The sequence below is a fragment of the Microbacterium sp. SORGH_AS_0888 genome (assembly GCF_030818905.1).
In the GTDB taxonomy this organism is placed as follows: Bacteria; Actinomycetota; Actinomycetes; order Actinomycetales; family Microbacteriaceae; genus Microbacterium.
Genome location: NZ_JAUTAZ010000001.1, coordinates 941,441 through 954,463, shown reverse-complemented (window position 1 = coordinate 954,463; position 13,023 = coordinate 941,441). Strand labels below are relative to the sequence as shown.

Here is a 13,023-nt window from a genome sequence, read left to right as displayed (position 1 = left end):
GGGTGCATGCGACTGTCCGAGGCGATCGAACCCTGGTGCGAGCACCTCGCCCGGGTACGGCGTCTCTCGCCCGCCACGGTTCGCGCCTATCGCGGTGATCTGCGCGACCTCGCCGCGACGATCGGTGAGGACGCCGACCTCGTGCGGGTGGATCTCGAGGAGCTCCGGCAATGGCTGTGGCAGGCCACCGGGCGCGGCGACAGCCGCGCGACGCTCGCCCGGCGCACGGCCGCCGTGCGCGGCTTCTTCGCCTGGGCGACCGAGTCCGGACTCGTGGACGTCGATCCGTCCCTGCGACTCGTGAGCGCCAAGCGAGGGCGGAGCCTCCCCGTCGTCGGAACCGTCGACGCCGTCGCAGGAGTGCTCGAGAAGGCCGCCGAGCGCGGGGAGGGGGGCGACCCCGTCGCGCTGCGGGACGGAGCGCTGCTGGAGCTGCTCTACGGGTCCGCCCTCCGCGTCTCCGAGCTCTGCGGCATCCGTGGGGATGATCTCGACGAGGAACGCCGTACGGTCCGGGTCGTCGGAAAGGGCGACAAGGAACGCGTCGTGCCCTTCGGCGGGTCCGCCGCGCGGGCGCTCGCCGAGTACCTCGCGCGCGGCCGGCCGGCGCTGGCGAGCCGCGCTTCGCAGCATGGCCGTCCGCCCGCGGACCGCGTCTTCCTGGGCGCGCGGGGCGGCGCGCTCGGACCGCGCGCGGTCTACGACGTGGTCAACCGCGCGCTCGGGCCGGCGCTCGGCGCCCCCGCCGTGGGGCCGCACGTCCTGCGCCACTCCGCCGCGACCCACCTGCTCGACGGCGGCGCGGACCTGCGAGCGGTGCAGGAGATCCTGGGCCATGCGAGCCTCGGCACGACCCAGATCTACACGCACGTCTCCAGCGAGCGGCTCGCCGCCGTGTACCGCCAGGCCCACCCGCGCGCCTGACCGCGCGTGCTGCGGGGCAGAGCGCGCGGTGGGGGTGGCGACGCACGGGGATGCGCCGGGGAGACGAGGGACGTACCGTGGGGACGTGGAACCTCGCTCCCTCGTCCGACGTGCAGGGCTGGTCGCCGTCGCCGCGCTCGCCGCCGCGGCGCTCGCCGCGTGCACGCCGCTGGTGAGCCCGCGTCCGACCGTGCTCCCCACCCGCGGGGCCACCAGCGTTCCCTCGCCCACGCCGACGCCCACCGCGAGCGGCCAGGTGCTCCCCACCCCGTCGCCGAGTGCGACGGACTCCCGCGACTGCGGGGGAGCGCCCGTGACCGTCTCCGACACCGCCGGGGCAACCGTGCTCACCGGCGACTGCCCCACGGTCACGATCGCCGGAGCCGGGATCGAGGTCGACCTCACCGCGGCGCGTGCCGGAACCGTCGCGATCAACGGCGACAGAAACCGCGTCGAGGCCGCGAGCGTGGCGGCGCTCACGATCGGCGGACAGAGCAACGAGGCGGATGTCGCGACCCTCGGCGCGATCACGATCAACGGCGACCGCAACCAGGTCGACGCATCGGGCGCGGCAGGTGCGGTCACGGTCTCGGGCAACGACAACCGCGTCACGGCCGCCTCGCTCGGCGCCGTGTCGGACGCCGGTTCGCGCAACACCGTCGCGACCCGCTGACCGCCTCAGCAGCAGGGCAGGAGCACGGCGCGCGGAACACCGCCCAGCAGCAGCAGCGGATTCACGTACTCGCCGTCCCGGCGCGCGCCCAGGTGCAGGACGCCCGGTGCTCCGTGCCCGCTCGCCGTGATCTCCCCCACCTGCTGGCCGCGAAGCACGGCCGTCCCCGGCCGCATCGCGGTCGCCACGGGCTCGAACGAGCTCACCCACCCGTCCCCGTGGTCGATGGTCAGCACCGGGCGCCCGGCGACATCGCCCGCGAAGGCCACCACCCCGTCGGCCGGCGCCCGCACGACATCATCCGTACCGGTCAGGTCGATGCCGCGGTGGCCCGCGCCGTAGGGATGCGGCGGTCGCACGTAGCCGCGGACGATCCGTGGTGCCCGGAGCGGCCAGTCCCAGGCGGGGGAGGCGCCGTCGGCCGCGGCCGACGCATCCGCCGCCCCCGCGCCCGGCGCGACGGCGAGCGGAGCGAGCAGCGCGAGCACCCCCAGCAGGGCGAGGACGGCGGCACGCGACATGCGCCGATCCTCCGCCGCCGACCGCCCCCGAGGGGACGCCGCCGCTCGTTCTGTGGAGAGGCCGCTCCGCCCGCCCGGGTGGGGAGGAGCGCCTGCGCTGCTGCTAGACTGAGAGCCGCATCCCGCATGTCGGGATGACTACGCGTGCCCACAGCACGATCCCCGACCTCGTTCGTGGCTCTCGTGCGGCATCCCACCCACCGGTCTCCTCTCACAGGGAGCGGGTGTGTGCCGGGCACCAGGCTCGCCGGCGTCCTGCCGCGCGGAGAAAACCCAGAGAACAGGAGAACGGCCATGGCCGTCGTCACCATTCGCCAGCTGCTCGACAGCGGCGTGCACTTCGGACACCAGACCCGCCGGTGGAACCCGAAGGTCAAGCGCTTCATCCTCACGGAGCGCAGCGGCATCCACATCATCGACCTCCAGCAGTCGCTGTCGTACATCGACAAGGCCTACGAGTTCGTCAAGGAGACCGTCGCGCACGGCGGCACCATCCTCTTCGTGGGCACCAAGAAGCAGGCGCAGGAGGTGCTCGCCGAGCAGGCCACCCGCGTCGGCCAGCCCTACGTGAACCAGCGCTGGCTCGGTGGCCTCCTCACCAACTTCCAGACCGTCTCCAAGCGCCTCGCGCGGATGAAGGAGCTCGAGGAGCTCGACTACGAGAACCCGGCTGAGAGCGGCTTCACCAAGAAGGAGCTCCTGCTCAAGAAGCGCGAGCTCGACAAGCTGCACAAGTCGCTGGGCGGCATCCGCAACCTCACCAAGACGCCGTCGGCGATCTGGGTCGTCGACGCGAAGCGCGAGCACCTCGCCGTCAACGAGGCCGCCAAGCTCGGCATCCCCGTCATCGGCATCCTCGACACGAACGCCGACCCGGACGAGTTCCAGTACCCGATCCCCGGCAACGACGACGCGATCCGCTCGGTCGGCCTGCTGACCCGCATCATCGCGGACGCCGCCGCCGAGGGCCTCATCCAGCGCCACCAGCCGGCTGACGACGCCGAGCCCGCCGAGCCCCTGGCCGAGTGGGAGCGCGAGCTGCTCGAGCAGGGCACGCCGGTCGTCACCGAGCCGGCAGAGGTCGCCGTCGAGGCGACCGAGTCGGCCGCGGACGAGGCAGGCGCCGCTGCCCACGACGAGGCCATCGCGGATGCCGCCGGCACGACGACCGACGAGGTCGCCGAGGCCGAGGCCGCCGACAAGTAATCCCCACACAAGGAGCCGCCACACATGGCAAACTTCACGATCGCTGACATCAAGGCCCTGCGCGAGCAGCTGGGCACCGGCATGGTCGACACCAAGAAGGCACTCGAGGAGGCCGACGGCGACGTCGAGAAGGCCGTCGAGATCCTGCGCCTGAAGGGTGCGAAGGGCAACGCCAAGCGCGCGGACCGTTCCACGAGCGAGGGCCTGGTCGTCGCGCGTGAGAAGGATGGCGCCGTGACACTCGTCGAGCTCGCCTGCGAGACCGACTTCGTCGCGAAGAACGACCGCTTCATCGCCCTGGCCGACAAGGTCGCCGACGCGGCCGCGGCCGCGGGCGCCGACTCGGTGGAGGCCGCGCTGGCCGCTCCCGCCGGCGACCAGACCGTCGAGCAGCTGATCTCCGACGAGGCGGCCATCATCGGCGAGAAGGTCGAGCTGCGGCGCGTGCGCACCCTCACGGGCGACGCCTTCGAGGTCTACCTGCACAAGACCAGCAAGGACCTGCCCCCGCAGATCGGCGTCGTGGTCGCGTACTCCGGCTCGGACGCCGAGACGGCGCGCTCGATCGCTCAGCACATCTCGTTCGCCAACCCGTCCTACCTCTCCCGTGCCGACGTGCCGGAGGAGGATGTCGAGAAGGAGCGCGAGATCGTCACCGAGATCTCCCGCAACGAGGGCAAGCCCGAGGCCGCTCTGCCGAAGATCGTCGAAGGGCGCGTCAACGCGTACTTCAAGCAGGTCGCCCTCCTCGACCAGGACTACGCGAAGGACAACAAGCTGTCCGTCGCGAAGGTCGCGCAGGACGCCGGCATCACGATCACCGACTTCGCTCGGTTCAAGGTCGGCGCGTAGTCGATTCGAAAGGCCCGCATCGAGTTTCGGTGCGGGCCTTTCTCATGCCGTAGGTTGAGTTCGAACGCGAGAGGAAACCACGTGATGGACGAGTCCACCGGGCGACGCCGGGTGCTGTTGAAGCTGTCGGGAGAGGCGTTCGGAGGTGGCTCGCTCGGGGTCAACCCCGATGTCGTGAGTCAGATCGCGCGCGAGATCGCGGAAGCAGCCGACGACGTCGAGATCTCCGTCGTCGTCGGCGGCGGCAACTTCTTCCGCGGCGCGGAGCTCAGCCAGCGCGGCATGGATCGCGGGCGCGCCGACTACATGGGGATGCTGGGCACCGTCATGAACGCTCTCGCGCTGCAGGACTTCCTGGAGCAGGCGGGCGCCGCGACCCGGGTGCAGTCGGCGATCGCGATGACCCAGGTCGCCGAGCCGTACATCCCGCGTCGCGCGCAGCGCCACATGGCCAAGGGGCGTGTCGTGATCTTCGGCGCGGGTGCGGGCCTGCCCTACTTCTCGACCGACACGGTCGCAGCCCAGCGTGCGCTCGAGATCGGCGCGGACGAGGTCCTGGTCGCCAAGAACGGAGTCGACGGCGTCTACACGGCCGACCCGAAGAAGGACCCGACGGCGACGAAGATCGACCGCATCACCTACAACGACGCCCTCGTGCGCGGCCTCAAGGTCGTCGACTCGACCGCGTTCAGCCTCTGCATGGACAACCGGATCGACATGCGCGTGTTCGGCATGGAGCCGGCAGGCAATGTGACCCGGGCGTTGCGCGGCGAGCTCATCGGGACGCTCGTCACGGCCTGAGCCGTTTCATCCGGCGGACACCGCCGACTAGACTGGAATTCTGCCGCAAGCAAGGAGACTGACTGTGATCGCCGACGTTCTGAGCGAGACCGAGGCCCGTATGGATCGGGCCGTCGAGGCCGCCAAGGAGGACTTCTCCACGGTGCGCACGGGGCGTGCGAACCCGCAGATGTTCCAGAAGATCCTGGTCGAGTACTACGGCACGCCCACGCCCCTCGCCCAGCTCGCCTCGCTCACGAACGTCGAGGCCCGCACGATCGTCATCTCGCCCTACGACAAGTCGGCGCTGAAGGCGATCGAGGATGCGATCCGCAACACCCCGAACCTCGGCGCCAACCCGACCAATGACGGCAACATCGTCCGCGTCACGATGCCCGAGCTCACGGAAGAGCGCCGCAAGGAGTACGTCAAGCTCGCGCGCAGCAAGGGAGAGGACGCGAAGGTCCACGTCCGCGGCATCCGCCGCAAGGCGAAGGACGACCTGGACGCCTTGAAGTCCGAGATCGGCGAGGACGAGCTCGTCCGCGCCGAGAAGGAGCTCGACGCCCTCACGCGCGCGCACGTCGACGCCATCGACGAGGCACTCAAGCGCAAAGAGGCAGAACTCCTCGAGGTCTGATCCGATGAGCGACGCCTCCCCGGGGTCCGCGCCCGACGAGCCCGCTGAGGGCGAGGGGCGCGGTTCGGGCACGGACGCGGCGCAATCGTCGATCCAGTCGCAGATGCGCGCGGCGAGGACCGAGTTCGAGTCGCAGGTCGCGCACGCGCGGGCGGAGTTCGAAGAGGCGAACGAGCGCATCAAGCAGCGAACGGGACGCGATCTGATCCTCGCTGTCCTCATCGGCCTCGCGATCGGCGCGGTGGTCTTCGTCTCGCTCGTGTTCTTCACCTGGCCCTTCGTGATCTTCGGCTCCGCCGCGGCCCTGCTCGGCGTGTTCGAGTTCACGCGCGCGCTGCAGGGCGCCGGGCGCCGTGTGGACGTCGTGCCGCAGTTGATCGCCGCCCTCGCGGTCCTGCTGCCCGCCTTCTTCCTCGACCTGTGGCTGCACTGGGTCGCGCTGTTCGTCGCGATCGCGTTCGTCGTGGTCTGGCGTCTGATCTCCCAGATGGTCGCCAGGGACGGGCGACGGTACGACGACGTGATCGACGACGTGCTCGCGGGGGGCTTCGTCGTCGTCTACGTCCCCTTCCTCGCCTCCCTCGCACTCGTGCTCTTGCGGCAGGATCACGGCGCCTGGTGGGTCATGGCGTTCCTCATCATCGCGATCGCCTCGGACACCGGTGCCTACGCCACCGGGCTCATGTTCGGCCGGCACCCCATGGCGCCGCGGATCAGCCCGAAGAAGACCTGGGAAGGCTTCGCGGGCGCCGCGGTCGCCGCCGTGATCGCCGGCATCCTGCTGGCGTGGCTCATGCTCGAGCTGCCCTGGTGGGCGGGCATCGTGCTCGGCGTGGTGATCCTCGGCACGGCGACGGCGGGCGATCTCGGCGAGTCGATGGTCAAACGCGATCTCGGCATCAAGGACATGAGCTCCTGGCTGCCCGGCCACGGCGGCGTGCTCGATCGACTCGACTCGATCCTGCCCTCGGCGGTCGCCGCGCTCGCGCTCTACTACCTCCTGACCCCTCTGGTGGTGGCATCATGACGACGGTGGATCACGATTCAGCGGCCATGGCGACACGCGAGCGGCCGGGCGCGGCGGCGAGGGCGGCGGCCTTCCCCCTCGAGACGCGCGGCCGCGGCTACGAGCGCGCCGCGGTGGATGCCTTCCTGCTTCGCGCCCGCGCGGCGTTCGAGGAGGACCCCGATGCCGAGCCGATGACCGCCCAGTCGGTCCGCGACGCGTCCTTCCCGCTGACCCGCCACGGTTATGTGATCGCGGCGGTGGATGCCGCTCTCGGCCGCATCGAGGACGCGTTCGCGGCCCGTGAGCGGGCCGATGCGGTGGCCACCGTGGGAGCGCGCGCGTGGGTCGCCCAGCAGCGCGCGCTCGCGCAGGAGGTGCTCAACCGGCTCACGCGTCCGCGCCGGCGGCGCTTCGATCGGGTGGGCGTGCTCCGTCACGGGTACCGGATCGACGAGGTCGACCTGGTCGCGGACAAGCTCACGGCGTATCTCGCCGAGGGCGAGAAGGTGACGCCGGAGCAGGTGCGCTCGGTCGCGTTCCGGATGCAGCGCGGCGGGTATCGCGAGAACCAGGTCGACGCCGTCCTCGACGCGGTCCTGGAGATCATGCTCGCGGTCGGCTGAGAGCCGGCGAGCCGTGGGTGACAGCGTCGGGTGCGGACGGGTATCATCGGGGACACCGTGACTTCCGCCGACGACCCGACTCCCGACGTCCCGCTGACCCGACGTGCCGCCCGCCTGGCGCAGCAGCGTCAGCCGCATCGCACGCGACACGTGCGATGGTCGCGTCGTCGCAGTGTGGCGGGCATCTTCGCGGGTGTCGCCGCCGTCGGTCTCGCGGCCGCCTACATCGGACCGGCGGGACTCGCGATGGCCTACACGCCGCCGGCCGACGAGACCACGGTGTACACCGGCATGGTCGCCAACGCGCAGTCGCTCTCGGTGGCGGGTGACGCATCCGCGGTCGTCGATCTCGGCCGCGGCAACTACGAGACGTACGAGAAGCCCAAGCCCCCGCCGGTCATCGCCGCGAGCACGGCGTCGAGCAGCAGCTCGGGCGGCTCGTCCGGGCCCCTGCTCTACACCGGCGGCGGCAGCTCCGCCGAGTGGATGTCGGCCGCCGGGATCGCGCAGAGCGACTGGGGCTACGTCGACTACATCGTCAGCCACGAGAGCGGCTGGAACCCGAACGCGACCAACCGGTCCTCGGGTGCCTGCGGGCTCGTGCAGGCGCTGCCCTGCAGCAAGGTGCCCGGCAACGGCTACGACCCGGTCGACAACCTGCGGTGGGGAACGGGCTACGCCGTCGGGCGTTACGGCAGCTGGGAAGGCGCCTACGCCTTCTGGGTCAGCAACAACTGGTGGTAAGCGCGCAGCATGCCTCGTTCGCGTCGACGGCGTCCTGAGCGGTCGGCCTCGGACGACTCGTTCCGGCGGCTGGTGGCGGGCTGGCGGCGCACCGAGAGCCGTCGCGGCGTCGAGTGGATCGTGCAGCCCGTCCCGGCGGACCGCTCGGAGAAGACCTACGTCTGTCCCGGCTGCGGGCGCGGCATCCCTCCGGGGGAGGCGCACCTGGTGATCTGGCGGGCCGACGGCGTTCTCGGTGACGCCGCCGACCTCGCCGCGCGGCGGCATTGGCATACACACTGCTGGAGGATGTACTGACATGGAGATCCGCGGAGCCACCGTCCTTCCCGGGCGCCGGGAGGAGATCGAACTCCACACGAGCGATGGCCTGACCCTGGTCGGCGAGCTCGCGCTGCCGCTCGAGAGGCCGCCCGTCGCCACGCTGGTGACGCTGCACCCGCTGCCGACGCACGGCGGCTTCATGGACTCGCACATCCTTCGCAAGGCGGCCGCCCGGCTGCCGGCTCTCGCCGACCTCGCCGTGCTGCGCTTCAACACGCGCGGCACCACCAGCCCCCGCGGCACGAGCCAGGGCGCGTTCGGCGACGGGGTCGACGAGCGCGCGGATGTCGCGGCGGCGATGGAGCTCGTGCGCGAGCGCGGGCTGCCGCATCCGTGGCTGCTGGGCTGGTCCTTCGGCACCGAGCTCGCGCTGCGCTACGGGCGTGAGCATGCCGTCGAGGGGGCGATCCTGCTCTCGCCGCCCCTCCACCGCGCGTCGGAGACGGATGTCGCCGCGTGGGCGGGGGATCCGCGTCGGCTGGTCGTCCTCGTCCCCGAGTTCGACGACTACCTGCGCCCCGCGGAGGCCGCGGAACGCTTCGCCTCGGTGCCGGAGGCCTCACTCATCCCGGTCGAGGGCGGCAGACACCTGTGGGTGGGGGAGTCCCAGACCCGCCGGGTGCTCGACGAGATCGTCCGCGTCGTCAACCCGGCGGCGTTCCCGTTGCCGACCGAGTGGGACGGCTGAGCCGGCTCAGCGCTCGTTCTGACGCGGGATGACGACCTGGCGGTAGAGGATCAGGATGCTCGCGGCCACCGGGATCGCGACGAGCGCCCCGAGCAGGCCGAGCAGCGAGCCGCCCGCGAGCGCGGCGATGACGACGACCGCTCCCGGCACCGAGACCGCGCGGTTCATGATCCGCGGTGAGACCACGTACGCCTCGATCTGCATGTACACCAGGTAGTAGATCGCCGCGATGAGCGCCATGGTCGGGGAGCCCAGGCCGGGGATGAGGCACGTCAGCACGATGATCGTCGAGCCGGTCAAGGTCCCGACGAGGGGGATGAGGGAGAAGAAGAACGCCACGACCGCGAGCACCGCCGGGAAGGGGGCATCGATGATCGTCAGGAAGATCGCGCTCAGGATGCCGTTGATGACGCCCAGCGCCGCCTGCCCCATGACGTAGTACCCGACCGAGTCGGTGATCTGCTCCGACAGATCGATGAAGCGGGCCCGGCGGGAGGCGGGGACGAGGCTGTAGACGGCGGACTTCAGCGACGGCGTGGAAGCGGTGAAGTAGATCGTGAGGATGAGCACGATGAACGCGCCCCCGAACGCGCCGAACAGCCCGATCCCGACGTTGATGACTCCGCCCGTGATCGTGCCCCAGTTCTGCAGCAGCCAGTCCTGGACGCCCTGGATCGCGTTCTGGATCGTATCGAGCGAGAGCCCCGGAAGGGCGTTGTGCACGAGCGTCGGCAGCTGCTCGAAGAACGAGGAGAACGAGTAGCTCTGGAAGAACGCGCTGATCTGGCCGACGAGCTGGCTGATCTGCGCCGCGATGATCGGCACGACGGTGAGCACGATGCCGGCGAACACGGCCAGGACGCCGAGGATCGTGATCAGCACGGCCGCCCAGCGGGGAAGGCGCCGCCGTTCGAGCCACGCCACGAGCGGCTCGAGCCCCAGCGAGAGGAACAGCGCCGTCCCGATGTAGAGCAGGATCGTCGACAGCGTCTGGACGCTGCCGATCACCAGGAGTCCGAGCCCGACGCCGAGCGTCGCCACGAACGCCACGCGGAACGGGTTGTGCAGCTTCATGCGTCCTCCTCGGGCGTGTCGTCGCCGCCCAGCATAGGCGCGGGACGAACCGCTGCCCGGCTGCGACGCTTCTCGGAGCACGTACAGGCGTCGTTCGCTAGTCTGGAACGTCGGACGGGCTCCACCCGGGAGTCCACGGGGAGGAAGCTCACGTGCGTTTTGTCTGGGCGGTGGCCGCCTTCGTCCTGGCGGCCCTGCTGATCGGCACCGGGATCGCGCAGCGTACGGTCTTCGCCGCCCCCAACACGCATTCCGTGGAGATGTCGGCCGCGTCGGTCGACGCGAGCGCGCCGTACCTGGTCGTCGACAGCAGTGCGCTGAACCTCGAGGCGGGGACGCAGACGCTCTCGGTCGACGGCTCGGGGAAGGTGTTCGTCGCCTACGGGCGCACCCCCGACGTGGAGGCGTGGCTGTCCGATCAGTCCTACGCGCTGGCCAAGGCCGACGGCTCCGGAGGCGTCGCGGTCACGGCCGTCGCGCCGGAGGAGGATGCGGCGGCCACGACCGATCCGACGCAGTCCGGCGCCGCGACGGCGGACGCGACGGCGGTGCACACGCCGGCAGGCTCCGACCTCTGGCTCGGCGAGTACTCCGCCGACACCGCGCTGACGCAACGACTGCAGATCCCGGCCGGGATGAGCGTGCTCGTCGCCTCGGACGGCACGGCTCCCGCGCCCGCGACCGTCTCGATCACCTGGCCGGTCGCCGCGACGACCCCCTGGGCGGGACCGCTGATCGTGCTGGGCGGTCTCTTCCTGATCGCCGGCATCGTGCTGTACGTCCTCGGCATCCGTCATGCCCGTCGTTCCCGCGGCCCGCGCCGCAAGGGACCCCCGCCGCTGCCGGTGACGGAGCCGATCGACATCGCCGTGGAGGGCACCGACAAGGGCGTGATCAGCTCCACGCCTCCGCGCCGGTCGCTGGGGCGGTCGCGGGTTCGCCGCGATCCCGCTGATCCTGGCCGCTCCGCTCGTGTTCGCGGGATGCTCGCCCGAGGCATGGCCCGAGTTCGTCGGCACCCCCGCGGCCACCCCGACGCCGACCGTGGTGGATGCCGAGGGCCAGCAGCGTCCGGCCGTGACCGACGCGCAGGCCGGGCAGATCGTGCAGCGCATCGCGCAGACGGTGGCCCAGGCCGACGCGAGCACGGACGCCAACCTCGCCGCCACGCGTCTCGACGGCGCGGCCCTCGCGGCCCGCACGACCGACTACACGCTGCGCAAGCAGATCCCGGACTACAAGGCGCTGCCGGCCATCCCGTCGGACTCGCTGCAGATCATCCTGCCGCAGGCCTACGACGAGTGGCCGCGGACGGTCATGGTCGTCGCCGATCAGAGCACGACGTCCACGATCATGATGCTCACGCAGAAGGACCCGTGGTCGAACTACAAGCTCGTCTACACCGGAGACCTCGGCGGATCGACCCAGCTGCCCGATCTCGCCCCCTGGTACATCGGCGCCTCTCAGGTCCCGCCGGACTCGACCTTCCTCACGATCCCGCCGGAGAAGCTCGCGGCGGCGTATGCGGACGTGCTGACCAACGGCGCGAACAGCGCCTCCGCGACGCTCTTCGACGAGAGCGCCGACGCGTTCAGCAAGAACGTCGCGGCCGACCGCCAGAAGCGTCTCGACGAGTTCAACTCGACCGCGACCAAGACCGGGACGCTCGAGTTCGGCGCGGCCGCGGGCTCGCAGACGCCGCTCGCGCTGGCGACCCTCGAGAGCGGTGCGATCGTGGCGGTGACGATCGATGAGACCGACACCGTCAAGCCGAGCCAGGCCGACGTCCTGATCAAGCTCGAGAACAACCCGACCGTGAAGGCGCTCACCGGCGTGTCCGAGTCCCAGACCGGTGTGACCACGACCTTCCAGGATCAGCTGTTCTTCTACGTCCCGGCGCAGGGCTCCTCCGAGCAGATCCGTGTGCTGGGGTACTCCTCGAACATCCTCGACGCGAAGGTGCTCCCGTGACCGATCCTCTGACCTCCCGTTCGGTGCTCCGCGGCGCCGTCGACCTCTCCGGGCTGCGCAATCGGCCCGCTCCGACCGCCGAGGGCGCGTCCCCGGCGCCCACGGGCTCCGGTTCCGGCGGTCTCGTGGTCGACGTGACGGACGCGACGTTCCCGCAGGTGCTGGAGCTCTCGCGCACCGTCCCGGTCGTCGTCGACCTCTGGGCCGAGTGGTGCGGACCGTGCAAGCAGCTGAGCCCCGTGCTCGAGAAGGTCGTGCGCGAGCTGGCCGGCCGGGTGCTGCTCGCGAAGGTCGACGTCGATGCGAACCCCCAGCTCCAGCAGGCCTTCCGGGCCCAGTCGATCCCGATGGTCGTCGCGCTCGTGGCCGGGCAGCCGGTGCCGCTGTTCACGGGCGCCGTGCCCGAGCAGCAGGTGCGCGAGGTGTTCGCCCAGCTGTTGCAGCTCGCGGCGCAGAACGGCGTCACCGGAACCCTCCCTTCGGGTGAGGACGCGACATCCGACGAGGGGGAGGAGCCCGCTCTCCCGCCGCTGCACGCCGAGGCCTTCGCGGCGATCGAGGAGGGCGACTACGCCCGGGCGATCTCGGCGTACGAGCGTGCGCTCGCGGAGAACCCGCACGACGACGACGCCCGTGCCGGCCTCGGACAGGTCACGCTGCTCGCGCGTGTGCAGAGTCTGGACCCGCAGGCCGCGCGTGCCGCCGCCGCGGCCGACCCGCTCGATGTGGCGGCGCAGTTCGACGTCGCCGACCTCGACCTGGCCGGCGGCCATGTCGACGACGCGTTCGGGCGTCTGCTCGAGCTGTTCCAGGCGCTGCCGGGAGACGCTCGCGGGCCGGTGCGCGAGCGTCTGCTCGAGCTGTTCGCGCTCGTGGGCGACGCCGATCCGCGCGTCGGCGCGGCGCGGCGCCGTCTCACGTCCCTCCTCTTCTGACCGCGAGACCAGTCCGCGGCGCCGAGACCGGCGATTAAACCGGCGGTCTCGGCGCGCGGGAC

General features: G+C 71.2%; 16 protein-coding genes. 13 read left to right on the top strand and 3 right to left on the bottom strand.

Annotated elements, in window-relative coordinates; translation table 11 throughout:
- Positions 1–6: 6 nt before the first annotated feature.
- Positions 7–924: a tyrosine recombinase XerC gene (locus tag QE381_RS04690; protein ID WP_307215922.1), complete on the top strand. Its 918-nt coding sequence runs from the start codon at positions 7–9 to the stop codon at positions 922–924.
- A gap of 85 nt (positions 925–1,009) precedes the next feature.
- The gene (locus QE381_RS04685) at positions 1,010–1,597 is read left to right on the top strand and encodes a DUF3060 domain-containing protein (protein WP_307215920.1); all 588 of its coding nucleotides are present in this window, start codon (positions 1,010–1,012) and stop codon (positions 1,595–1,597) included.
- Between the two features lie 5 nt (positions 1,598–1,602).
- Here the strand turns inward: QE381_RS04685 and QE381_RS04680 are convergent, their stop codons facing one another.
- The gene (locus QE381_RS04680; RefSeq protein WP_307215918.1) at positions 1,603–2,118 is read right to left on the bottom strand and encodes a murein hydrolase activator EnvC; all 516 of its coding nucleotides are present in this window, start codon (positions 2,116–2,118) and stop codon (positions 1,603–1,605) included.
- A gap of 294 nt (positions 2,119–2,412) precedes the next feature.
- Here QE381_RS04680 and rpsB point away from each other — a divergent pair, with 294 nt between their 5' ends.
- The 9 genes from rpsB (at position 2,413) to QE381_RS04635 (ending at position 8,981) form a co-directional block, all read left to right on the top strand.
- Positions 2,413–3,324: a 30S ribosomal protein S2 gene (gene rpsB / locus QE381_RS04675; RefSeq protein WP_307215916.1), complete on the top strand. Its 912-nt coding sequence runs from the start codon at positions 2,413–2,415 to the stop codon at positions 3,322–3,324.
- 24 nt (positions 3,325–3,348) lie between these two features.
- Positions 3,349–4,176 carry a translation elongation factor Ts gene (gene tsf / locus QE381_RS04670; protein WP_307215914.1) on the top strand — a complete coding sequence of 276 codons (828 nt, stop codon included), beginning with the start codon at positions 3,349–3,351 and terminating at the stop codon, positions 4,174–4,176.
- Positions 4,177–4,260: 84 nt separating this feature from the next.
- Positions 4,261–4,977: a UMP kinase gene (gene pyrH / locus QE381_RS04665; RefSeq protein WP_307215913.1), complete on the top strand. Its 717-nt coding sequence runs from the start codon at positions 4,261–4,263 to the stop codon at positions 4,975–4,977.
- Positions 4,978–5,041: 64 nt separating this feature from the next.
- Positions 5,042–5,596: a ribosome recycling factor gene (gene frr / locus QE381_RS04660; protein WP_307215912.1), complete on the top strand. Its 555-nt coding sequence runs from the start codon at positions 5,042–5,044 to the stop codon at positions 5,594–5,596.
- Between the two features lie 4 nt (positions 5,597–5,600).
- Complete coding sequence (locus QE381_RS04655; protein WP_307215911.1) at positions 5,601–6,623, top strand: phosphatidate cytidylyltransferase; 1,023 nt, start codon at positions 5,601–5,603, stop codon at positions 6,621–6,623.
- A 26-nt stretch (positions 6,624–6,649) separates the two neighbouring features.
- Complete coding sequence (locus QE381_RS04650; RefSeq protein ID WP_307215909.1) at positions 6,650–7,228, top strand: DivIVA domain-containing protein; 579 nt, start codon at positions 6,650–6,652, stop codon at positions 7,226–7,228.
- Positions 7,229–7,285: 57 nt separating this feature from the next.
- Entirely contained in the window at positions 7,286–7,972 is a 687-nt protein-coding gene (locus QE381_RS04645) for a transglycosylase SLT domain-containing protein (RefSeq protein WP_307215907.1), read from the top strand.
- A 9-nt stretch (positions 7,973–7,981) separates the two neighbouring features.
- Positions 7,982–8,269: a hypothetical protein gene (locus QE381_RS04640; RefSeq protein ID WP_307215905.1), complete on the top strand. Its 288-nt coding sequence runs from the start codon at positions 7,982–7,984 to the stop codon at positions 8,267–8,269.
- A 1-nt stretch (position 8,270) separates the two neighbouring features.
- Positions 8,271–8,981, top strand: coding sequence for an alpha/beta hydrolase (locus QE381_RS04635; protein ID WP_307215903.1), 711 nt, complete (start codon positions 8,271–8,273; stop codon positions 8,979–8,981).
- Positions 8,982–8,987: 6 nt separating this feature from the next.
- On the opposite strand, the gene QE381_RS04630 is transcribed toward QE381_RS04635, so the two are convergent.
- Positions 8,988–10,055, bottom strand: a complete 1,068-nt coding sequence (locus QE381_RS04630; RefSeq protein WP_307215901.1) for an AI-2E family transporter — start codon at positions 10,053–10,055, stop codon at positions 8,988–8,990.
- A gap of 424 nt (positions 10,056–10,479) precedes the next feature.
- Positions 10,480–10,824, bottom strand: a complete 345-nt coding sequence (locus QE381_RS04625; protein ID WP_307215899.1) for a hypothetical protein — start codon at positions 10,822–10,824, stop codon at positions 10,480–10,482.
- Positions 10,825–11,027: 203 nt separating this feature from the next.
- Here QE381_RS04625 and QE381_RS04620 point away from each other — a divergent pair, with 203 nt between their 5' ends.
- Both QE381_RS04620 and QE381_RS04615 read left to right on the top strand, forming a co-directional pair.
- Positions 11,028–12,026, top strand: coding sequence for a hypothetical protein (locus QE381_RS04620; protein WP_307215897.1), 999 nt, complete (start codon positions 11,028–11,030; stop codon positions 12,024–12,026).
- Positions 12,023–12,961, top strand: a complete 939-nt coding sequence (locus QE381_RS04615) for a tetratricopeptide repeat protein (RefSeq protein ID WP_307215895.1) — start codon at positions 12,023–12,025, stop codon at positions 12,959–12,961. Before QE381_RS04620 ends, QE381_RS04615 begins: the two co-directional genes overlap by 4 nt.
- Positions 12,962–13,023: the final 62 nt, after the last annotated feature.